Origin of the sequence: Polaribacter sp. R2A056_3_33 (assembly GCF_019278485.1) — a bacterium.
Lineage (GTDB): Bacteria > Bacteroidota > Bacteroidia > Flavobacteriales > Flavobacteriaceae > Polaribacter.
The window spans coordinates 3,967,472-3,991,985 of the sequence record NZ_CP058984.1 but is presented as its reverse complement, the minus strand read 5'-3'; the positions used below and the strand labels follow the sequence as shown (position 1 = coordinate 3,991,985).

The 24,514-nt window shown below is 30.6% G+C and carries 16 protein-coding genes; 10 read left to right on the top strand and 6 right to left on the bottom strand.

The genetic code is table 11. From position 1 onward, the window contains the following. Nucleotides 1–166 precede the first annotated feature (166 nt). Nucleotides 167–1,234, top strand: coding sequence for a Rossmann-like fold-containing protein (locus H0I29_RS16850; RefSeq protein ID WP_218753538.1), 1,068 nt, complete (start codon nt 167–169; stop codon nt 1,232–1,234). Nucleotides 1,235–1,539: 305 nt separating this feature from the next. Here the strand turns inward: H0I29_RS16850 and H0I29_RS16845 are convergent, their stop codons facing one another. Continuing rightward, a complete protein-coding gene (locus tag H0I29_RS16845) occupies nt 1,540–2,715 on the bottom strand; it encodes an MFS transporter (protein WP_218730682.1) in 1,176 nt (391 codons plus the stop codon). 86 nt (nt 2,716–2,801) lie between these two features. Between H0I29_RS16845 and H0I29_RS16840 the strand changes: the two genes are divergently transcribed. From H0I29_RS16840 to H0I29_RS16815, 6 genes are all read left to right on the top strand, one after another. Beyond that, nucleotides 2,802–3,659, top strand: a complete 858-nt coding sequence (locus H0I29_RS16840) for a hydroxymethylglutaryl-CoA lyase (protein WP_218753536.1) — start codon at nt 2,802–2,804, stop codon at nt 3,657–3,659. A 109-nt stretch (nt 3,660–3,768) separates the two neighbouring features. After that, nucleotides 3,769–5,274: a bifunctional UDP-sugar hydrolase/5'-nucleotidase gene (locus H0I29_RS16835; RefSeq protein WP_218753534.1), complete on the top strand. Its 1,506-nt coding sequence runs from the start codon at nt 3,769–3,771 to the stop codon at nt 5,272–5,274. A 123-nt stretch (nt 5,275–5,397) separates the two neighbouring features. Next, nucleotides 5,398–6,579: a DUF4856 domain-containing protein gene (locus tag H0I29_RS16830; RefSeq protein ID WP_218730679.1), complete on the top strand. Its 1,182-nt coding sequence runs from the start codon at nt 5,398–5,400 to the stop codon at nt 6,577–6,579. A gap of 93 nt (nt 6,580–6,672) precedes the next feature. Further along, nucleotides 6,673–7,782 carry an imelysin family protein gene (locus H0I29_RS16825; RefSeq protein ID WP_218753532.1) on the top strand — a complete coding sequence of 370 codons (1,110 nt, stop codon included), beginning with the start codon at nt 6,673–6,675 and terminating at the stop codon, nt 7,780–7,782. Between the two features lie 71 nt (nt 7,783–7,853). Further along, on the top strand, nt 7,854–9,257 hold the full coding sequence (locus tag H0I29_RS16820) for an HTTM domain-containing protein (RefSeq protein ID WP_218753530.1): 1,404 nt from the start codon (nt 7,854–7,856) through the stop codon (nt 9,255–9,257). Between the two features lie 4 nt (nt 9,258–9,261). Further along, nucleotides 9,262–11,661: a TonB-dependent receptor plug domain-containing protein gene (locus tag H0I29_RS16815; RefSeq protein WP_218753528.1), complete on the top strand. Its 2,400-nt coding sequence runs from the start codon at nt 9,262–9,264 to the stop codon at nt 11,659–11,661. 122 nt (nt 11,662–11,783) lie between these two features. Here H0I29_RS16815 and H0I29_RS16810 read toward each other — a convergent pair whose 3' ends face one another. The 3 genes from H0I29_RS16810 to H0I29_RS16800 all read right to left on the bottom strand — a co-directional run bounded on the left by H0I29_RS16810 (nt 11,784) and on the right by H0I29_RS16800 (nt 15,566). After that, nucleotides 11,784–12,851: an imelysin family protein gene (locus H0I29_RS16810; RefSeq protein WP_218753526.1), complete on the bottom strand. Its 1,068-nt coding sequence runs from the start codon at nt 12,849–12,851 to the stop codon at nt 11,784–11,786. Between the two features lie 2 nt (nt 12,852–12,853). Continuing rightward, nucleotides 12,854–14,263, bottom strand: coding sequence for a di-heme oxidoredictase family protein (locus H0I29_RS16805; RefSeq protein WP_218753524.1), 1,410 nt, complete (start codon nt 14,261–14,263; stop codon nt 12,854–12,856). An 85-nt stretch (nt 14,264–14,348) separates the two neighbouring features. Next, nucleotides 14,349–15,566, bottom strand: a complete 1,218-nt coding sequence (locus H0I29_RS16800) for an imelysin family protein (protein WP_218753523.1) — start codon at nt 15,564–15,566, stop codon at nt 14,349–14,351. Nucleotides 15,567–15,775: 209 nt separating this feature from the next. Here H0I29_RS16800 and guaB point away from each other — a divergent pair, with 209 nt between their 5' ends. Next, on the top strand, nt 15,776–17,251 hold the full coding sequence (gene guaB / locus H0I29_RS16795; protein ID WP_218730672.1) for an IMP dehydrogenase: 1,476 nt from the start codon (nt 15,776–15,778) through the stop codon (nt 17,249–17,251). Nucleotides 17,252–17,397: 146 nt separating this feature from the next. Here guaB and H0I29_RS16790 read toward each other — a convergent pair whose 3' ends face one another. Beyond that, nucleotides 17,398–17,946 carry an acyl-CoA thioesterase gene (locus tag H0I29_RS16790; protein WP_218730671.1) on the bottom strand — a complete coding sequence of 183 codons (549 nt, stop codon included), beginning with the start codon at nt 17,944–17,946 and terminating at the stop codon, nt 17,398–17,400. 500 nt (nt 17,947–18,446) lie between these two features. On the opposite strand from H0I29_RS16790, the gene H0I29_RS16785 reads away from it, so the two are divergent. Beyond that, nucleotides 18,447–19,622 (top strand): GlmU family protein, encoded by a 1,176-nt coding sequence (locus tag H0I29_RS16785; RefSeq protein WP_218753521.1) that lies wholly within the window; start codon nt 18,447–18,449, stop codon nt 19,620–19,622. A gap of 148 nt (nt 19,623–19,770) precedes the next feature. Here H0I29_RS16785 and priA read toward each other — a convergent pair whose 3' ends face one another. Continuing rightward, a complete protein-coding gene (priA, locus tag H0I29_RS16780; protein WP_218753519.1) occupies nt 19,771–22,215 on the bottom strand; it encodes a primosomal protein N' in 2,445 nt (814 codons plus the stop codon). 550 nt (nt 22,216–22,765) lie between these two features. Here priA and H0I29_RS16775 point away from each other — a divergent pair. Continuing rightward, nucleotides 22,766–24,514, top strand: coding sequence for a TrkH family potassium uptake protein (locus H0I29_RS16775; RefSeq protein WP_218753517.1), 1,749 nt, complete (start codon nt 22,766–22,768; stop codon nt 24,512–24,514).

The following is a 24,514-nucleotide window of genomic DNA, read 5'->3' as shown; positions in this document are numbered from 1 at the left end:
TCTATGAATCGTATTTATACTAGGTTTTAAAAAGTATCTTTGCAAAATATTATTTAGCAAAGATTTGAATACAGATTGTTGCTAAATTCTATTTCTAATACTATTTTTAATACCAAGAATTGCAAACATTAATAATTTGCAATTCTATATAATACAACATAAATAAATGAGTTCAGCGCTAAAAATAAACAAACCAACACCAATTCACCCAGGTGATGATTTAATAAAATTCGATAGTAATACAGATGTAAGAGAAACGCTTTATGCGATGAGGGAAGGGCAATCTGTTTTAATTACAGAGTTTTATAGCAACGGAATGTTGCTTTTAAAAGAGTTGCAAAAACATTTAAAAATCCGTTTGCCAAACAAAACAATTAAAGAGCAACATGCATTTCGTGCAGAATACCATAAGCTTTCTAATCAAATATTATTACAAATTAAAAATCAAAAATTGGTTGTAGATAAAGCTCCAAAAATTGGTTGGTTTGCTAAAATGTTTGCAAACAAAAATAATTTTTTATTAACGTTTCCAGAAGTTCAAAGACTAAACAGTGCTTGGCAAAAATATAACAAAGGAGTTAAAGTACCTGTTTTAAGAAATAAAGTACACCCTTATTTAGGTACATATTTTCCAACTCGATTCGATCATTTAACGTTGTTTGATAATTGGTTAAAACGTTACGAAGGACCTAAGAAATCTGCTATAGATGTTGGAATTGGTAGTGGTGTTTTGGCATTTCAAATGGTGCAACATGGTTTTCAGAAAGTATTTGGTACAGATACAAACCCAAATGCAATTTTAGGTTTAAAAGAATTTATGGGCGAGACCAAATTGTCCCGTAAAATAGAATTAGATTACGGAAACCTTTTTGGTAAATGGGAAAAAGAAACTGAATTAATTGTTTTTAATCCACCTTGGTTACCTGCCATTTCTAGTGAAGAAAATATAGATGAAGCTGTTTATTATAATAAAAACTTATTTTCTAAGTTTTTTGCAGAAGCAAATAACAGATTGTCTGAAGATGGAAAAATAGTAATTTTATTTTCTAATGCAGCACAAATAAAAAAGCTAACTAAAGAAAATCCGATAGAAAAAGAATTGGCAAAAGGGATTCGTTTTAAACTAGAAAAATGTTTAAAGAAAACCATAAAACCTACGGTTGATAAAACAAAACGAAACAAAAAAGAGTCTGCTCTAGAAGAAGTACAACTTTGGGTTTTGACTAAGGTTTAGTGAATTATTTGTCATTTCGACCAAAGGAAGAAATCACATTACAGTGATCGCACTAAATTGATCAGTTTGAACTTTAGTAGAGTAGAATAAGAATATAAGGATAGTAATTAGTTTTACTGTCCTTTTTTATTGATTAGAAGTTATAAAATTCTCTTTTATCTATTCGAGCGCAGTCGAGAATTATTTGAATTTTAAATTAGGTTTCGACTGCGCTCAACCAGACATCTTGCGTTACTAAATTTAATATAGAATTGGTACATCGATCGATGTTGCTTTCGAAAAATTGTATCGAGATGTTTTTAAGATTACGAAATAACTTTTTTTCTCGAATAAGTAAGTAAACCCAAAATAGGACCAATTGCCAGTAGCAGATAAATAAGGTTAGAATCCGTAGTTTCTGTATAGCTACTTATCAATTGAATGCTAACAATAGTAATGGTAAAGCCAATACAATTAACAATGGTTAATGCGGTTCCTTTGTTTTCTGATGCTACATTTTGTGCCACTAAAGTAGAAAATAACGGAGAATCTGCAACAACCACCATTCCCCAGAAGAGTAAAAAAGCAATAAAAAGATTTTCATTAGATAATTGAAATATCAACGGAGAAATAAGGCAACAGATACAAGAGAAAAGCAAAGCTAAATAAGCGATATTTTTAGTGCCAAATTTCTCGGATAAATAACCTGCTACTACACAAGACAAACTTCCTATTGCTATAATAAAAAAGGATAGTAAAGGAATATTAAAAGAAACATCTGAATGCAAATTTTCATATATTTTTAAAAGAATCGGGACAAAAGTCCAAAAGGTATAAAGTTCCCACATGTGTCCGAAATAACCAAAAGCAGCTTTTCTAAACTTTGTGTTTTTAAATATTGAAAAACAGATGGTAATATCTAGCTTTTTTCCGGCAGTTCTATAAGGTCCATTAGGTACAAAAAGCAACATTAATAATCCGCCGAAAGCTGCTAAGGTAGAGATGGAAATGATAATTGTTTTCCATGAATATCCTTGCATTAAATCTTTCAATAAATGTGGTAAAGCAGTGCCTAAAACCAAAGCTCCAACTAAATATCCTAAAGATTTACCTAAGCCTTTGTTATAATAATCTGTAGCAATTTTCATCCCTACAGGATAAATTCCTGCTAGGAAAAATCCGGTTAAAAACCGCATACCTATTAAGGTTAAAAAAGTTTGATTTTCAAAAACAAGTCTCAAATTAAAAAAAGCGCCTAAAACAGCACATACAAAAAACACTTTAGATGGCGAAAATCTGTCTGCAATAGTAAATAAAGCAAATAACAAAGTTCCTATAATAAAGCCAAATTGCACAGAAGAGGTTAAATAACTTAACGCAATTTCATCTAAGTTAAAACTAGTGATTAAATCTGTCATTACTCCATTGCTTGCAAACCACAAAGAGGTGCAACAAAATTGAGAAATAATGATTATTGGAAGAATGTATTTTGATTTGCTCATATATAAAGGCGAAAGTACCAAAAATCATGTAATAATCAATTAAAAAATGTTTTGCCACTTCAATAGAATATCTATCTTTGATATTGATGAAAAAAGTAAAAATCATAGAGTGTCCTCGTGATGCGATGCAAGGAATAAAAAGTCATTTTATTTCTACAGAACAAAAAGCATTGTATATAAACTCATTATTAAAAGTGGGTTTTGATACTATTGATTTTGGCAGCTTTGTTTCACCAAAAGCAATTCCGCAGATGCGAGATACTGCCGCAGTTTTATCAAAATTAGATTTGTCTAGAACTCAAAGTAAATTGTTGGCAATAATTGCCAATGTTAGGGGTGCTAATGATGCTTCTGTATTTGAAGAAATCAATTATTTAGGATATCCTTTTTCAATATCAGAAAACTTTCAAATGCGTAATACGCATAAAACAATACAAGAATCTATAGAAACGTTAGATGAAATTTTAAACATTGCAGACAAGACGAATAAAGAAGTCGTTGCATATTTATCGATGGGCTTTGGTAATCCGTATGGAGATCCTTGGAATGTAGAAATAGTAGGTGAGTGGACAGAAAAATTGTCTAAAATGGGTGTTAAAATATTATCGCTTTCAGATACTGTGGGGACTTCTACGCCAGAAGTAATAGATTATTTATTTAAGAATTTAATACCGCAATATCCAACTATAGAATTTGGTGCACATTTACACACAACCCCAGACAAATGGCACGAAAAAGTAGATGCGGCTTTTAAGGCTGGTTGCAATCGATTTGATGGAGCTATTAAGGGCTATGGTGGTTGCCCAATGGCAAAAGAAGAATTGACTGGCAATATGCCGACAGAAAAATTATTGAGTTATTTTACAGCCCAAAAAGCAGATATTAATTTAAAACCAATGAGTTTTGAAAGTGCTTATAACAAGGCTTTAGAGACTTTTATTTAGAGTAACCAGAGTTCGTTTATCTCAATGTTTTGTCAAATTTTAAAATGTCACCTTGAGTGCAGTAGAAAGGTTATTGCTATCTTTCATTACAAATTATAACTGAATCAAAATGAAATTCACAAAATCACTTTTATACTTTTTATCAATCATCTTTTTAGCATCTTGTTCTAAAGACGATCAGAAAATAGACTTTACTTTCCTACAATTGAATGATGTTTATGAAATTGCTCCAATTCAAGGAGGAGAATATGGTGGAATGGCAAGAGTGGAAACGGTGCATAAAGAATTGTTAGCCGAAAATAAAAATACCATGCTTTTTATGGCTGGAGATTTTTTAAATCCGTCTTTAATCGGTACCGTAAAAGTTGATGGAGAAAGAGTGCGAGGAAAACAAATGGTGGAGGTAATGAATGCTATGAATTTCGATTTGGTGGCATTTGGGAACCATGAGTTTGATATTCCGCTAGTAGATCTTCAAAAAAGATTAAATGAAAGTAATTTTCCTTGGATTTCAGCCAATGTAAAGCTAAAAACAAAAGAAGCAGCAATTCCTTTTTACAAAGAAATTAACGGTCATAAAGAACATGTTGGGGAAACATTTATAAAAGAACTTTCTGATGAAGATGGCACCAAAATAAAAGTAGGTTTTATAAGTGTTTGCATTCCGTCTAATCCAAAAGATTTTGTAGAATATGGTAATATGTTTGTAAAAGCAAGAGCATCGTATGCAGCTATAAAAGATTCTGTAGATGTTGTTTTTGGCTTAACACATGTTAAAATTAATAATGATAAAAGAATAGCAGGGTTAATACCAGATTTACCATTAATAATGGGCGGTCATGAGCATACCAATTCTTACGATACAATAGGAAACGTACGTATTGCTAAAGCAGACGCTAATGCAAAAACAGTATATGTACATAGAATTTCTTATGATAAGAAAACAAATAAAACGAGTGTAAAATCTGAATTAAAAGAAATTAATGCAACGATAAAATCGGATAAAAATATAGCCGAAATTGTAAACAACTGGCAAACCATTTTAACTGCAAAAATTAAGGAAGTAATTGCAAATCCAGCAGAAGTTATTTTTGAAGCTAAAATTCCTTTAGATGGCAGAGATACTCCAATTAGAAGTACACAAACTAATTTAGGTGTACTGATTACAAAAGCGATGTCTTTTGGGTATAAAGATGAGGTAGATTGTGCGTTGGTTAATGGTGGTTCTATAAGAATAGATGATCAATTAAGTGGTCATATTACAGCAGTAGATATTTTTAGAGTATTGCCTTACGGAGGAGCTGTTTTAAAAGTAGAAATTAAAGGAAGATTATTAAAAAGAGTGTTAGATTATGGTGTTTTGGCTGCAGGAAACGGCGCTTATTTACAACGCTATAATGCCGAAAAAGTAGGTGAAAAGTGGATGATTAAAAACCTAGAGTTAGATATCAATAAAACCTATACCGTTGCCTTTTCTGATTATTTATTAAAAGGGTTTGATATTCCTTTTTTATCTGCGGAAAGTAAAGAAGTGCTTTCTGTCTATAGTCCAAATGATAAAGAATTGGCTGTAGATATTAGAAAATCTGTGGTTGCTTATTTAAAAACCATCTAATTTTTAAAGATATGTTAAACCTTGTTTTTATTTAAATTAAATCTAAATAAACTTTGCCAATGTAAAAATCAATTTTATATTTGACGAGAATTATTTAATTATTTGTAATTAATCTAAATAAAAATGAAAAAAGTAATATTATCGTTAGCAGTCGTAGCAACATTAATCTCTTGTAGTAGTGATGATGATAACCCAACGGTTTCACCTTCAAATTATAGTTTCTCTAGAAACGGAACATCAACAGTAAGTTATGGTGGTCAAACTACTAGAATTCAAATGGGAGAAGAGTTATTAGATGCTTTAAAAGTACCTACAGAAACTTTAGCTTCTTTAACAGGTAAATTTGCACATTCAGAAGGAGATGCAGATTTTACAGATGCTAATTTAAATGCGTCAGATAAAAGTATTAGAAGTAAAACAGCTGCTTCTTCAGATTTTTTCTCTGCAAACTCAACAGGTGCTGCTGTTATAAAAGAACAGTTTGATTCTTGGATTTCTGCGCAAGTAGATGAGGTTTTTCCTAGTTGGTCTGTAGATGCATCTGCAGGTGTTGCGGGACAAATACAACAAGCAGGTGGTGGATCTGTAAGATATATTAATGCAAAAGGGTTAGAATATAACCAAGCAATTAATAAAGGTCTTATTGGAGCTTTAGTTGCAGATCAAATTTTAAACAATTATTTAAGTACTGCTGTTTTAGATGAAGCTTCTAACAGAACAGATAACGATAATGAAACTTTAGATGGTGATAATAACTACACCACTATGGAGCATAAATGGGATGAAGCTTTTGGTTATTTATACGCTTTAGAGCCAGATGCTACTTCTCCAGTTTTAAATAACGATAGTTTTTTAAACGAATATTTAAGTAGAGTAAATGACGATGCTGACTTTGCAGGTATTGCAGACGATATTTACAATGCATTTACTACAGGTAGAGCAGCAATTGTAAATAAAGATTATACTACAAGAGATAACCAAGCAGAAATTATTAAAGAAAAAATTTCTGAAGTAATTGCTGTAAGAGGTATTTACTATTTACAACAAGGTAAAAATTCTTTAAGTGTAGATGATGCATCTGCTTTTCATGCATTATCAGAAGCAGTTGGTTTTATTTATAGCTTACAGTTTACAAGACAACCAAACTCTACAGAACCTTATTTATCAGCAACAGAAGTAGATACTATTTTAAATGCACTACAATCTGGTAATGGTTTTTGGGATGTTACTGAAGCTACTTTAGAGGAGATATCAGAAACAATCGCAGCAAAATTCAATTTTACAGTTTTACAAGCAGCTAGTTAACACCTTACTTGTTTAGTTTTAAGAATAGTAAAAAGTATTTGTTTAAATGCTTTTTACTATTTTTGCTTTATATTTAGATTTAATAAAAATAAGATGATTAAAAATTTTTGTATCCTTTTTATATCAATAGCTCTTTTAGCTTCTTGTAGTTCTTCTGGTGAAGGAGAAGAAGTAGCAGTAGATAGTTTTGATAGAGCAGCAATGTTAACTAATTTTGCAGATAATATTATTGTACCTGCTTATAATGATTTTAGTACTAAATTAGCAACATTAAAAACGGCAGGAGAAACATTTACTACCACTCCAGACCAAACAAATTTAGATGCCTTAAGAACATCTTGGTTAGCAGCATATACCACTTGGCAACAAGTAGAAATGTTTAATATTGGTAAAGCAGAAGAATTACAATATTCTTTTTTTATGAATATTTATCCTTTAACGGTTGCAGATGTAGAAAACAATATTTCTAACGGAAGCTACGATTTAGATAGCGCTAACAACCACGATGCACAAGGTTTCCCAGCATTAGATTATTTATTATACGGTGTTGCAGATACAGATACTGCTATTCTTGCAAAATATACTACAGATGCAAATGCTGTTGGTTATCAAAATTATATAACAGACGTTTTAAACCAAATGAGCACTTTAACAGCACAAGTTGTTACAGATTGGGCTTCTTATAGAAACGAGTTTGTTGTAGGTGTTTCTAATACAGCAACAAGCCCAGGAAATAAGTTGGTAAATGATTACGTTTTTTACTTTGAAAAAGGATTAAGAACAAATAAATTTGGAATACCAGGAGGTAGTTTTTCTGGTAATAACAATCAACCTTTACCAGAAAAAGTAGAAGGTTTTTATAGTAGAATCTATTCTAAAGAATTGGCATTAGAAGCTTTAAATGGTGCAATAAACTTCTTTGAAGGTAAACATTACAATGCTACTACAAAAGGACTAAGTTTTAATGATTATTTATTAGAGCTTGATAGAGCAGATGTTTCTACAGCTATTATTGATAAATTAGCAATTGCTAAGACGCAGATTAATACATTAAATGCCAATTTTTACGAGCAAATAATGACTGACAAAACACAGGTAACATTATCTTTTGATAGGTTACAAGATGTAGTACAACATTTAAAAGCAGATATGTTACAAACTTTTAATATTAGTGTAGATTATATTGATGCAGATGGAGATTAATACCTATAATATAAACTAACATAAACCCGAGTATTTATTGATAAAATAAGTACTCAGGTTTTTTTATTTTGATGAAATTTTTAAAGTACAATTTTAAAGAACAAACAAATGCAGCTCCTTTAGCTGTTTTTCGTTTGTTTTTTGGTTTAATGATGTTTGCAAGTATCGTACGTTTTTGGGCAAACGGATGGATAGAAAAACTGTACTTAACACCAAAATTTCATTTTTCTTATTACGGACTTAGCTGGATAAAACCTATTGGCAATTACACCTACTTATTGTTTATTATTTGTGGTTTATCTGCCTTATTTGTAGCGTTTGGTTATAAGTACAGAATGGCAATTATTATCTTTTTTCTATCTTTTGGTTATATAGAATTTATGGATAAAACCACGTACTTAAATCATTATTACTTTATAAGTGTTATTAGTTTTGTGCTTATTTTTTTACCCGCAAGTGCGGTTTTTTCTGTTGATAATTTACGGGCTAAAAAGAAGTACCTAAACATTCCAAAATGGACTATAGATATTATTAAAGTCCTTTTAGGTGTTGTTTATTTTTATGCAGGTTTGGCAAAATTAAATTCAGATTGGTTGTTTAGAGCAATGCCTTTAAAAATATGGTTACCTTCTAAGTACGATCTTCCTTTAATAGGAAACACTTTAATGCAACAAGATTGGTTTCATTTTGCAATGGCTTGGTCTGGTATGTTGTACGATTTAAGTATTCCGTTTTTACTGTTATATAAAAGAACACGAGTTTTTGCTTTTGTAATTGTGGTCTTTTTTCATGTTTTTACAAGAGTTTTGTTCCCAATTGGTATGTTTCCTTTTATTATGATTGTTTCTACGCTTATTTTCTTTGAAGCATCGTTTCATCAGAAAATAATAGATTTTATAAAAAAATATATTTTAAATGTTAGTTCTAATGATTTAAAGAGACAAAAAAGAGTATCGAAAAAACCTTTAATTATCCACCAAAACTATACATTTTCATCAACCAAAAGAAAAATAGCATTACCCATTTTAAGTGTGTTTGTTGTTATACAATTGTTATTGCCTTTTAGATCGTTATTATATCCAGGAGAATTATTTTGGACAGAAGAAGGCTACCGTTTTTCTTGGCGCGTTATGTTAATGGAAAAAGCAGGGTTTACAAACTTTAGAGTTGTAAACACTAAAACAGGTAGTTCTTTTATGGTTGACAATAAAGATTTTTTAACCACGTTTCAAGAAAAGCAAATGAGTTATCAGCCAGATTTTATCTTAGAATATGCGCATTATTTAGGAAATCACTTTAAAAGTCAGGGCCATAAAAATATTGCTATTTTTGCAGATAGTTACGTGGCTTTAAACGGAAGGTTAAGTACAAGATATGTAAACCCAAAAGTAGATTTATATCAACAAAAAGAAAACTTTAAACACAAAGATTGGATTGTTCCATTTTCGTCAAAAATAAAAATTAAAGGAATTTAAATATATGAAATTTAGAATCATTTTTATCATTCTTACCTTATTGCAAACAGCCATTTATAGTCAATATAAAGTTTCTGGAACCGTAGTTTCTGAAGAGAACAAGTCCTTAAAAAAAGTACAGATTTATAATGAATCTGGCGGATTATTAGCAGAAACAGACGCTTTAGGTAAATTTTTATTTTCTATTGATGCAGAAACAATTTCATTGGTTTTTTATACTGATAATTTTAAAGTAGAAAGAATCGTTTTAAAATCTGATAATTACGTTGATGTAAAAATTGTCTTAAACTCGTTTTCAGAAGAATTATCAGAAATAGAGATAAAGGCAAGAAAACGTAAGGTTTTTGAGCTAAAAAGATTAAAAGATGTAGAAGGAACCTCGATTTTTGCAGGTAAAAAAACAGAAGTAGTTTTGGTAAATCAATCTGCGGCAGCATTATCAACAAACAATGCACGTCAGATTTTTAATCAAGTTGCAGGTTTAAATATTTATCAGAATGATGATGCAGGTTTGCAATTAAATATTGGTGGTAGAGGTTTAGACCCTAACAGAACTGCTAATTTTAATACGCGTCAGAATGGATATGATATTAGCGCAGATGTTTTAGGATATCCAGAAAGTTATTATACGCCAGCATCCGAAGGATTAGATGAAATACAAGTAATTCGTGGTGCAGCTTCTTTGCAATACGGAACGCAATTTGGTGGTTTGGTAAATTTTGTAACCAAGAAACCAACAGAAGATCAAGAAATCGTTTTTAGAAATACGGTAGGTAGTAATGGTTTGTACACTAACTTTACCAGTTTAAGCGATACACACGGTAAATTTAGTTATTACACGTATGTCAACTATAAAAAAGGAGATGGATTTAGACCCAATTCTGAGTTTGAATCTACCAATGTATTTGCACATTTAGGATATCAAATTAATGATAAAAGTAAATTATCTGCAGAGGTAACCGTTTTAAAATATTTGGCACAACAAGCAGGAGGTTTAACAGACCAAATGTTTAATGAAGATCCTTTACAGAGTAATAGAGAACGTAATTGGTTTCAGGTAAAATGGTTTTTGTACAATTTAAAATGGGAACACGCTTTTTCTGATGACACCAATTTTTCTTTTAGTTTCTTTGGTTTAGATGCCTCTAGAGATGCCTTGGGTTTTAGAACCAATAGAGTAAGTCAGGTAGATTCTGGTGAGGAAAGAGATTTGATAAAAGGGACATTTAAAAACTATGGTTTTGAGTCGCGTTTGGTAAGTAATTACACGTTGTTCGATAAAAAATCTACCTTTTTAATTGGTACCAAGTTTTATAAAGCAAACAACACCAATATGCAAGGACCTGGTTCTGATGGGTCGGATGCAGATTTTAATATGTATTTAGAGGAATATCCAGATTATCCAAGACAATCGGATAGTAAATTTCCAAATCTAAATGTGTCTTTATTTGGTGAGAATATTATTTATGTAAACGATAAATTATCGATTACACCAGGTTTTAGATTAGAATATATTAATACCAAAAGAGACGAGATTATAAAGGATATTGTAACAGATGCTGCCGGAAATGTAATTAATGAAAACTTAAGAGATGAAGAAGAAACCAACGAAAGAAGTTTTGTTTTATTAGGTTTAGGTTCTAGTTATAAATTGAATAGAACAACAGAATTTTACGGTAATATTTCTCAGAATTACCGTTCTGTAACCTTTTCGGATATTAGTACTGCAAACCCAGCTTTTGAAATTTCTCCGGATATTTCTGATGAAAAAGGGTTTACAATTGATGCAGGTTTTCGTGGAAATTATAAAAACTTCTTTTCTTATGATGCCAATGTTTTTGGCTTGTTTTATAACGATAGAATTAATATTTACACAAGAGATGATGGTAAAGCAGAAAGAGATAATATTGGTGATGCAAGAATTTTAGGAGTAGAAAGTTTGATAGATTTTAACCTGAAAAAGTTTTTTACAAATGATTCTGATTATGTGTTAAATTACTTTATCAATTCTTCTTTTATAACATCAGAATATACCGAATCTGATATTAATGGAGTAGAAGGGAATGAGGTAGAATTTATACCAAACGTTAATATTAAAACAGGTATGAAGTTTGGTTATAAAGATTTTTTAGCAAGCATTCAATACTCTTATTTATCGCGTCAATTTTCTGATGCTACCAATGCAATTGGCGGAAGTATTAGCGGAGTTACAGGAGAAATACCTGCCTATGATATTTTAGATTTTTCTGCTTCTTATAAATACAAGTTTATGAAGATAGAAACCGGTGTAAACAACCTTTTAGATAACAGTTATTTTACACGTAGAGCAACTGGTTATCCAGGACCAGGAATTATACCTTCTGCACCAAGAAACTACTATGTTACTTTAGAGTTTAAGTTTTAAGATGCTTAGATTGATGTAACTTATTTATATAAAAAATCAACCTATACTTTACATATAGGTTGATTTTTTTTTTGTTGAAATACAATGGAGTTTGTATTACTTATTTTAAAGAATGATTGTTCTTAATCTCCATCATTATCCGTAGGTAAAACATTTACAGATAAAATACTTGCTCCGTCTACAGAGAAATATTGTAATAAAGTTAGTAAAGATGTATGTAAAGTTGCTACACTTTGATCTCCATTAAGAATAGCCGTATACAAATCGGTATCAATAGCATCTATATTATTGTAAACGGTATTGAAACTATTATTTATCTCCGAAGATATTTCTGATGAATCTGATATTTCATCAACAATATTGGCAAAATTAACGCTACTTAAAGCATAGGCATTTTGTATTTCCTCTAAAGTACTTTGTATCAATTTTAAAGAACTTTTACTTCTATATGCTTCTAAAAGTTCTACATCTGTATTAGGTGTTTTTTCTAATCCTGCTGGCTTTCCTATTTTGGTAACTCTAATAATATCTATAATATTTATAAGTTGATTAAATGCCAAACAACGTGCGTTTTCTATACAAGACAAGCTTTTGTAGCTCTTAAAAGTGTCTTTGTAACCTTGTTCCCAAAAATCGATTAATAGGTTTATTTGCCTTAAATTTTCTTTTGTAATGGCTAATAAATAATTTACCCTAAAGGTATCCTCTTGCAAAAGAGTAAGGCTGTTTTCTGAGCCATTTTCATTATAAAGTAAATATTCCATTGCTGCCAATCCTTTAGAAACCGTACTGCTATTGCTAATATAATCGGTATTAAAAGTTGTTTTTTCTAAAATATTATTTTCTATAAGACTTGGATTTACAGGGAAATTATAAATTATAATATCATAATACAAAGACTTTACATCTACTACATTATACACACGCGTTTTAGAAAAAGAACTTGCACAATTTACCCATTGTGTTTGTAATAAAGTAAAGTTTTCTTGCGTTGTATTGGTTTTAAAATCTTCTGTAAGTGTTATTTGTTTCTCTATAGCTGCCTTAAAATTGTTTAAAGACGGCAATATATTTACGCTGTAATATTCTTCGTGAAAAAGAGCTATTGCAGATGATGAATTTGAGTTTTCTTTACTACAAGAAGAAAGGAATATTATTGCAGATAGAAAAAATAAAATATGCTTTTTCATGATTATAATGAATTTAAAAATTTAAGTAGTTGTTCGCGTTTTTCTTTTGATAAATTTTTGAAATTATTCTTAGCATTTTCTGCTTCGCCACCATGCCATAAAATAGCTTCTTCGATATTTCTTGCTCTACCATCGTGTAATAAAAAAGTATGTTTATTAACTTCTTCGATTAAGCCTAAACCCCAAAGAGGTTGTGTTCTCCATTCGTTTCCATCAGCTAAAAAATCGGCACTATTATCTGCTAATTCATCACCCATATCATGCAATAAAAAATCTGAATAAGGTCTAATAGTTATATTTTCTAGTTGCGTTAATAATGAGTAGTCATTGCCTGTTGTAAAATTGTTTACATGGCAAGTAACACAAGCTAAATCATTAAATAACTGTTTCCCTTCTAAGACATCTACCGTTTTAAAATCTCTTCTTTTTGGTACAGAAATAGCTGCTTGGTATACCATTATTCTACTCATTTGAGTATCTGGTACTTCTACTGTTTCATTAACATTATTACCATTATTTAATTTGCTACAATCTACACCATGCGGACAATTTTCATCCGGAAATAAAGAAGAAGTTAAACCCATATCTCCATTAAAAGCACCAGCAACTTGTTGTTCTAGTGTTGGTTGATTGGCTTTCCATCCAAATTTACCAATGGTAGATTTAGACGCTCTAACATTCCAAACATAATTTGCTTTTCCCGAAATTCCGTCTCCGTCAATATCATTAATATCTTCGTTTGCTAAAATACTAGCTTCGCTTAAAGCATCTATAAAACCTAAACCAATTACTTGCGGGCCAACGCGTGGAGATTGTTTGGCATTATTTAAAGAACCATAATTTTCATTTACAATTGTGTAAATTGGTTTTCTTAACTCATAAGTTTCTCCATCAGGATAAGTACCTGTAATTGTTTCGAAATGCACATTAATTGTTGCTTCTTTAGTTATACCTAAATTAGAATTGTCTTGTAATTGACCTCCATAATTAGCAATACCAATTGGGCCTGTAATTAAATCGTTTCCAGAACTTAAACGGATTAAAAATCCTTCGGAAACGGCACCGTTTTCTAATAAAGGAGTTCCTCTACCATCATTAGAATGACAAGTAGCACAAGCTCTAGCGTTAAATATAGGGCCTAAACCATCTCTAGAAGTGGTTGTTGCCGGAGCAGAAACCCAACTTTGCTCAAACATGGCATTACCAACACCAAAAAAAGATAATTCTAAATCAGATAAACCAGGAATTCCTCTACCAAAAGCTTTTTCTGCTGTAAAAGCTTCTACAGATAAACCTGATACTAGATTTTCTTCGTCAGGTTCGTAATTCATGTCAATATATTCTTCTTCAGAAAACTCATTAGTAGTACAAGAAAAAAGGAAAAAAATTAAAACGTAATAAAAATACTTCATTTACTTTTTATTTATAAAATAGAGAAAACTGAAGACTATAAAAAGCCTTCAGTTTTATTAAAAATAATAGTTTTTTTAAACTAGTTTAGTTAATTGTAATATTAACTCCTAAAGTACTTGCAGCATCAGAAATAGCAGTTCCTTGTGCTTTTAAAGCAGAAGATAATTGTCCGGCAGGACCATTAGAACCTAAAGTTTCTTCACTAATAATTTCATCAAAAGTTTTACCTAAACCTAACAAAGTATTTAATTTAGAAATTGTTTCAGAAGCTTTTGTATTTAAGGTAGAACCAATAGTGATATTACTTTGGTTTACTAATTCTATTAATGAAACCCCAGAAATAATTGCTCCACTTTCTGTTGTATAACTACCGATAATAATATTATTTAATCCATGTACATTTGCCCACATATCTTGGTTTGTATTGTCAGAAAAACAAGAATGTTCATTTTCTTGACCTTCATCAATTGCTGGGTCTAAACGCTCTAAAGCAATTTCTCCATTAGAAATAAAACCAATACCATTTAAGATATTTGTTAAGGCAACATCTTCCTCTAATGCTTCAAAAGTTGTTCTATAGGTACCGCCAACTGCCCAAGTAGTATTCAAATCATTTAAGTCATTAATTAATAAATCTGTAACAACTTGTAAATAAGTAGCTCTTCTATCAGCAAAGTCTGCCGTTGTATAATCTGTGTAAGGTCTATCTCCAGAAACAGCATAATTATCTGTGGTATGGTTAATAGGGTCGTAGTTTAAATCTTGCCCCCAAAGTAAAAACTCAATAGCGTGCCATCCTGTAGCAATATTGTCTGCACCACCATCTTCATTTTTAGCTATAAGATTTGCTGCTGTTAATTCAACAGTAGTATCACCAATTAAGCCATTTTGTACAGTTCCTCCAGTACTATTAAAAACATAATCAATATACCCTTCATCTAAAGGCCATGCGTTAATTTGTCCTTCGGTTGCTAATAAATCTTCGTTATCAATTGGTCCGTTCGCTTCTCTATACGCTTCTGTTTGTCCATAAAAATCTCTAGCATATAACCAAGAAGTTCTTGCTTCTGCTAAAGTAGTTTCTGTAGGTGCTGCAATAAAAGCATTAATTTTGGTTTGCATTGCTACAGCAGTATTGTATGTGTCTGAATAATTTGTAGATGCTATTGTTGCATAGTTTTCTATAAAATCCGCTTTAGATATTTGTTCTGTTGGTATTTCATCTTCATTATTATTAGAGCAAGAAATAGCTAAAATACTTGTTAATAATAGTAAAGGTAGTTTTGTAAAGTTAAATTTCATTTTGTTAAATTTATTTAGATTGATTTAAAATAGTGTGTTTTTACGTCGCAAATATACAATTCAATTGTAATTACGCAAATCTTATTTAGAATAAATAAAAATAACTTAAAATGTAAACTAATTGTTATCATTATAGATACTAGGTTCTTGATAGTATAAAATTCATATATTATTTGTAAATTTGCACGCAATTATACCTTAATTGCAACATGACAGCACACGACAACAAAATTTTAGGAGAAGGATTAACATATGACGACGTTCTTTTAGTCCCAGCCTTTTCCGATGTACTTCCAAGAGAAGTAAGTATTCAAACAAAATTTACTAGAAACATTACAATCAACGTTCCAATTGCATCTGCTGCTATGGATACCGTTACAGAATCTGCTTTAGCAATTGCTATTGCAAGAGAAGGTGGTATTGGTGTTTTACATAAAAATATGACTATTGAGCAACAAGCTAAAGAAGTTAGAAAAGTAAAACGTGCAGAAAGCGGAATGATTTTAGACCCTGTTACATTGCCTTTAACGGCTGTGGTTGCTGAAGCAAAAGCAAACATGAAAGAACATGGTATTGGAGGGATTCCTATTGTAGATGACAATGGCATCTTAAAAGGAATTGTTACTAATAGAGATTTACGTTTTGAGCATGATAGCCAAAGACCTATTGTAGAAGTAATGACTAGCGAAAATCTAGTAACTGGAGATGTTGGAACTTCTTTAAGTGATGCAGAAAAAATTCTTCAGAATTATAAAATAGAAAAACTTTTAATTGTTGATGAAAATTATAAATTAAAAGGATTAATTACTTTTAGAGATATCACTAAAGTAACTCAGAAACCAATTGCTAACAAAGATTCTTTTGGTAGATTAAGAGTTGCAGCGGCATTAGGAGTTACAGGAGATGCAGTAGATAGAGCAGAAGCATTAGTAAATGCTGGTGTAGATGCTGTAATTATAGATACAGCTCACGGACATACCAAAGGTGTAGTTGCAGTTTTAAAAGCTGTAAAAGCAAAGTTTCCAGAATTAGATGTAGTGGTTGGTAATATAGCAACAGGAGCTGCGGCTAAATATTTGGTAGAAGCAGGAGCAGATGCTGTAAAAGTAGGTATTGGACCAGGTTCTATTTGTACTACCAGAGTAGTTGCAGGAGTTGGTTTTCCTCAGTTTTCTGCAGTTTTAGAAGTTGCAGCAGCTATTAAAGGTAGTGGAGTGCCAGTAATTGCAGATGGAGGAATTCGTTATACAGGAGATATACCTAAAGCTATTGCAGCAGGAGCAGATTCTGTAATGTTAGGTTCTCTTTTAGCGGGTACAAAAGAATCTCCAGGAGAAACTATTATTTACGAAGGAAGAAAATTTAAATCTTATAGAGGTATGGGATCTGTAGAAGCTATGAAACAAGGCTCTAAAGATAGATACTTTCAAGATGTAGAAGATGATATTAAAAAACTAGTACCCGAAGGTATTGTAGGTCGTGTTCCTTATAAAGGAGAGCTTGCAGAAAGTATTCACCAATTTATTGGAGGTTTACGAGCTGGAATGGGATATTGTGGCGCAAAAGATGTAGAAACATTAAAAGAAACGGGTAGATTTGTAAGAATTACGGCAAGTGGAATTAATGAAAGTCATCCGCATGATGTAGCAATTACTAAAGAGTCTCCTAATTACAGTAGAAGATAATTAGACATTTTAAAATATTAAAAAACCGAGTAAAATTAATTTTACTCGGTTTTTTTTATTTTTTAATAGTACAACGTAGGTTTTATATAGTTTTCTTAACGCTTAAATTTAGGTATTTGAGAAGGTCTTATTCCTTTATGTAAATCTTATTTTAAGTCAATTTTAGCATTGCTTTCCTCTAGTAAGTGAATATACTCATCTACTTTAAAAACTTTGCTATGAAAACGAGAAGTTCTATTTCTTCCTTCACTTTGTCTAGTAATACTTCTTGCAAAACGTCTAACTTCGTCTTTAGTTGTTAGTACAATTCCGGGTACAGGTGTACTTTTTCCATCATCATCTTTTGCAACCATTGTAAAATAAGAAGAGTTACAATGCTTTGTTTCTCCAGTTCTAATATTTTCAGAATCTACACGTAAACCTACAACCATAGAGGTTCTTCCTGTAAAATTAATAGAAGCTTTCATGGTTACTAATTCGCCAACTTCAATAGGGTTTAAAAAATCAACCTTATTTACAGAAGCCGTAACACAGTAATTTCCAGAATGTTTAGAAGCACAAGCAAATGCTATTTGATCCATCAAATTTAAAATATAACCTCCATGAATTTTACCGCTAAAATTAGAGTTGGATGGTTTCATCAACTCCATAATTTTTACTTGTGATTCCTTAATATGTTTAAATTGTTTAATCATAATCTAGTTTTATGCTTATCAGTAATAGGTTTTTTATAACTTAAATATTATCGTAACCCATTTTTATTTATGAAAGCGAAATTATCATTTTATTTACGCTATTAAATAAAAAAGACTACTTATTATATATTATTAGGTATTTCTTAGTGAAATTGAATAATTATTACGGATTATTTATTTCAAATATATAAAATTATACAATAACTTGTTGTGTCATGATAATTTTAAAGAACTTTAGAAATCCGTATTTAAGTTATTTTTGATAAAAAATGCTGAGAAAACTGATTTTGAAGTTAAAATTTACTTGAATTTATAGAATTATATAAAAAATCAGCATCTAAATTTTATGATATGTTAATGTCCGAAGAAATAAAGTTTTAGAATAGTATAAAAAAAGTGCTGTTTTATTTGAGACTTGATAAAAACGAATTGTAATTAATAAAATTCGTATTTTTTATGCTCATTTTAAATTAAATTTGTAGCACTTTTAAAAAGAAAAAATGAATTATATTCTATTTGATGGAGATGTTAGAGACGCTCTATTACCTTTTACATATACAAAACCAGTTGCAGACATTAGAATAGGAATATTAACCATTCGAGAAAAATGGGAAAAATATTTAGGTTTAACAACCACGACTATTACACAGGAATATTTAGAAGAAAAATATCCGATGGTAGAAATGGAAGAGAATATATTAATCAATGCTTCTTTTTGTCCTACAGAAAATTTAATTGAAAAAGTAAAGAATTTATCAAAAAATGAAGCTATTTTTAAAGGTGATGATGTCATTGCTTTTTTTACTTCAGATTCTCAAGAAGAAGTAAACTTTGATGAATACACTCAAATTGAATTTGATGAAGATTTGATACAAGTTAAAAACACATGGGATATTTTTTCTCTAAATGAAAAAGCTATTCAGCAAGATTTCGATTTAATTACAGAAGGAAGAGAGTCTGAACCAATACCAGAAGGAACAAGGTATTTGAATAAAGAAAATATTTTTATAGAAGAAGGAGCAGAAATTACATTTGCAACATTAAATGCATCTACAGGACCAATTTATATTGGTAAAGATGCTGTTATTATGGAAAACTCTGCAATTAGAGGTCCTTTTGCAATGTGTGAAAATGCCGTTGTAAAATTAGGGACTAAAATATTTGGAGCTACTACCTTAGGACCTTACTGTAAAGTAGGAGGTGAGATAAGCAATGCTGTTTTATTTGGATATTCAAGCAAAGGTCACGATGGTTATTTAGGAAATTCTGTAATAGGAGAATGGTGTAATTTAGGAGCAGATACAAATAACTCTAACCTTAAAAACAATTACGCTCAAGTAAAATTATGGAATTATGAAACAGGTCGTTTCGCAAAAACAGGCTTACAGTTTTGTGGTTTAATGATGGGAGATCACTCTAAATGCGGAATTAATACCATGTTTAACACTGGTACCGTAGTTGGTGTAAGTGCCAATATTTTTGGAAGCGGATTTCCAAGGAATTTTATTCCGTCTTTTAGTTGGGGAGGAGCTTCTGGATTTACGGAATATAAAACCGATAAAGTTTTTGAAGTAGCAGAAGTTGTTATGAAACGTAAAGATTTATTTTTTGAAGAAATCGATAAAAGAATTCTAGAGCACGTTTTTGAAGAAACGAAACAATATAGAAATTATTAAAAAAAATTACAGTTTTCAGTAATAGCAAGCAGTTAGTTTATATTGAAAAATTATACTTATTGCTTGTTTTTTTTACGTTCGGGATGCTCTCACTCTCGAATATGAGTTGTTTTCTAATTGAAAATAGAGACTGAATACTGTCTAGTATTTAATACGCATCCACATCTGTAATAAATCGGATTGGTCTAAAATCTTTAACAGCTTCAAAAGTATCTTTAATCTTTTGAAGTTGTTTTTTTGTTTGTGCTAAATTTTGTTTTGGCGGAATTTTAATGACAATATTTTTAATATATTGATTTCTAACTCTAGAAACAGCTGGTGCAGTTGGACCTAAAACATTTTCACCAAAAGAACTATACAAAGCTTTAAATAGCCAATTTACACCACTATCAACTTTGTTGTAATCTTTGTGCTTTAGCGTAATTTTTATCAATCTATAATAAGGTGGGTATTTATATTGCCAACGTTCCTGCAATTGTTCTTTATACATTTCTGCGTAATTTGTGGTAGAAACTTGTTGTAATATTTGATGATGCGGATTATAGGTTTGAATGGCTACATTTCCTTGTTTTTTACTTCTTCCTGCTCTTCCTGAAACCTGTACCATCATATCATATGCACGCTCATGTGCTCTAAAATCTGGAAAATTTAGCATAGAATCTGCATTTATGATTCCTACCAAAGTTACATTTTCAAAATCTAAACCTTTAGAAAGCATTTGCGTTCCTACTAGTACGTCTATTTCTTTAGCTTCAAAAGCACCAATTATTTTTTGATATCCATATTTTCCACGAGTAGTATCTAAATCCATTCTTCCGATCTTAAAATCTGGAAATAACGTGGTCAACTCTAATTCAATCTGTTCAGTTCCAAAACCTTTATTGTCTAAAGTATTGCTTCCGCAAGCACCACAGCTATTTGGCATGGATCTTTGATAGTTGCAATAATGGCAACGCAATTCGTTCCTGAATTTATGGTAGGTTAAACTAACATCACAATTTGGACATTCTGGTGATACTCCACATGTATTACATTCTACAACTGGCGAAAATCCACGTCTATTTTGAAACAAGATTACTTGCTCTTTTAAGTCTAAAGCTTCCTGAATCAGTTTCAGTAATCTATCAGAAAAATGACCTTTCATTTCCTTTTTTCGCTGCTTTTCCTTTACGTCTATCAATTCAATTTTTGGCAGTTGCACATTTCCATGACGACGATTTAATGCTACAAAACCATATTTATTTTGTTGTGCATTAAAATAGGTTTCTAAGGATGGAGTAGCAGAACCCAATAATATTTTAGCATTATGAAGTTTCGCTAAAACAATAGCGCAATCTCTTGCATTGTACCTTGGTGAAGGTTCAAACTGTTTGTAAGAAGTTTCGTGTTCTTCATCAACTACAATTAAACCTAAATTAGAAAAAGGTAAAAATATAGAAGAACGAGCACCTAAAATAATGCGTGCTTTCGGTTTGTTTTCTAAGACGTTATTCCAAACTTCTACACGCTCATTCATAGAATATTTAGAGTGAAAAACAGAAATTTGTTCTCCAAAATAAAACTGTAAACGCGTTATTATTTGTGTGGTTAATGCAATTTCTGGCAACAAGAATACTACTTGTTTCCCTTGGTCTAATACTTCTTGAATTAATTTTGTATAGACTTCTGTTTTTCCAGAACTTGTAATTCCGTGTAAAAGCGTAACGTCTTTTTCTTTAAAGGTTTCTTTAATTTCTGTAAGTGCTTTTTCTTGAAACTCATTCAGCACTTTTAAATCATTAGTATCTCCATTAAACTCAATTCTATCTGTTTGAATGTGATAAAATTCAAAAATGTTTTTATCGACCAAAGACTTTAAAATGGAAGCAGAAACACTTGCTTTTTCTTCTAGATCTTTTGCTTTTATAGGTTTTTTAGAAGTTGATAGTTGAAAAAATCCTAAAACGGCTTCCCGTTGTTTTTTGGCTCTAGATAATTCTTCTAATAATTTCCCTAAAGAATCATCCGAAGAATAATCTGCATGCAAGCGAACATATTTAACCAATTTTGGTTTGTATTGTTCGTAAATTTCTTCCTTAATTATAATTGCTTCTTTTTTAATTAAAGAGTTTATAATAGGCATTACTTTTTGCTTTCCTAAAATAGCAATTACTTGATGAATGGTTAGTTGAGATTGATGTTGTAATGCTTCAAAAATTAAAAATTCATCATCTGCTAAAATCGCATCATCAGTAAAATCTTCATTTTTATTGATAATGGTTTCGCTTTCTAACAAAAAGGCAGAAGGCAATGCAGCTCTGTATACATCACCCAAAGAACACATATAATAACTAGAAATCCATTGCCAATGTTTTAGTTGTAATTCATTTACCAATGGAACTTCATCTAAAATTTGATGAATATCTTTGGCTTCGTACAAAACCGGTTTTGTTTGATGGATGTTTAAAACCAAGGCAGAATACATTTTCGATTTTCCAAAAGAAACCGCAACACGCATTCCTTTTTTTAGAAAATTAGCTTCGTCTTCAGTAACAGAATACGTGAATGTTTTCTGTATAGGAATGGGTAGTATGACGTCTATAAAATGTAGCAATTGACTTATTTTTAGGTATTTGTAATTCTCTTGTTAAATGAAGTCTTTAAATTTTGATAAAAGACATCTAGATCTCTCGTTATTCTTATTTCGGAAAGACATTAATAATCAAAATTACATAAAATTTAATACATTTTTTTGATAAATAGCTAAAGTTCTATTTTAGAATTGTTAGAATGATAAATCTTTATTTCTGTTGAGGTTCTAGTTTTTTTCTGAGCTTTAAAAAGATAACTTTGTAGCTCTTTTTAAGCTTATTTTTTTATTACTGAGGTTTATCATAAAAACGATTTTATTAAAGAGGTAACTTTGATACTTATTTCAAATTAATACCTAAATTTAATCTCTGTTAGCATTAAAAAAAACTAAAGTTTAAAAAAGGCTCTTGTTAAAAGTAAATATAGAAATTACTTATTTTAACAGCTTTCTATTCATCAATATAATCAGATAGATTTATTGGTTATAATTTACTACTACATTAACTTCTGCCAATGAAGGCAAATATTAATAACTGAATAAGAATACTAATTATGAAGACTACTTTTACCAAATGAATATTGTTTTTAAAAAAATATATAAAACTGCATTTTGGGCAAGTGTTTTAGGACTGTTTGCTTTTATATTTCATTTTGGTTTTGAGCAATCTATTTTTGTTCAGCAGCTTATAGATGGCTTTTACTTTATAGTAATTGCATTAGGCTTAACGTCTACTTTTGTGCGGTATTATAAAAATCCGCATCTTTTAAAAAGAAATGTTGTTGTTTTTGATCTCCTTTCTATCGGATATTTATTAGGTATTATTTATATGTATTTGTTTGTTGGTGAATCCTTTCAGACAGATTTAGTTTTAGAGAATCCGTTGTGGTTGGTTTTTGCGGTTATTTTATCATTTATAAGAGAGTTTTCTGAACTGAAATTAAACCTAAATAGAATTTATTTTAATCCTGCTCAGTTATTTATTTTAAGTTTTTTAACCATCATCTTTTTAGGTTCTTTATTATTGATGATGCCAAAAGCTACGTATAACGGTTTGTCTTTTATAGATGCTTTGTTTACGTCTGCAAGTGCCGTTTGTGTTACAGGATTAGCTGTAGTAGATACGGGGACTTATTTTACCGTTTTTGGGCAATCTATACTTTTAATTCTAATTCAAATTGGTGGTTTGGGAATTTTAACTTTTGCGAGCTATTTTAGTTATTTCTTTAAAGGTGGTAGCACGTATGAGAATCAATTAACGTTGAGTGAAATGACCAATTCACAAAGAATTGGAGGGGTTTTTAATACCTTAAAAAATATTATTGTAATTACTGCAACGGTAGAGTTAATTGCAGCCATACTTATTTATGTTTCTTTAGATGATAAGCTAGTTACGAGCTTTTTTGATAAAGTATTTTTCTCTATTTTTCATGCTATATCTGCTTTTTGCAATGCAGGTTTTTCTACGTTAAGTAATAGTATTTATGAGGTTGGTTTTCGTTTTAATTATCCTTTACAACTGGTAATTATTGCTACATTTTTTCTTGGGAGTTTAGGGTTTCCTATTGTAGTAAACCTCTTAAAATATTTAAAACATGTTATTCTCAATTTTTTTAAGTTTCAATCTTATAGAAAAACCTATAAACCTTGGGTATTAAAAATTAACAGTCGAATTAATTTAGTAACTACTTTGTCTCTTACAGGTATTGCTTTTATACTTTTCTTTATTATAGAATACCATAATACTTTAGAAGAACATTCCCTTTTTGGTAAAATGGTCAATGCTTTATTTATTGCAACTACACCAAGAACAGCAGGTTTTAATTCGGTAGATATGACTGCTTTATCATTACCCACAATCATGATTACCTTTTTATTAATGTGGATTGGAGCTTCGCCAGCATCCACCGGAGGTGGTATAAAAACCAGTACTTTTGCTATTGCCACTTTAAACATACTAAGTTTGGCAAAAGGAAAAAATAGAATAGAAGTATACCGAAGAGAAGTTGCAGATATTTCTGTAAAAAGAGCATTTGCCACCATAGCACTTTCGTTAATTGTAATTGGTTTTGGTATTATGCTGATTACCATATTTAACCCTGAACTAGGACTGTTAAAAATCGCTTTCGAAAGTTTTTCTGCCTACAGTACTGTTGGTTTAAGTTTAGGTATTACGTCTAGTCTTGGGACGGCAAGTAAGTTGGTTGTAATTGCTATTATGTTTATAGGAAGAGTAAGTATGCTTTCTATAATGGTAGCCGTTTTTAGAAAAATTAAACATAAAAATTATCGCTACCCAAGCGAAGAAATAACCATAAACTAA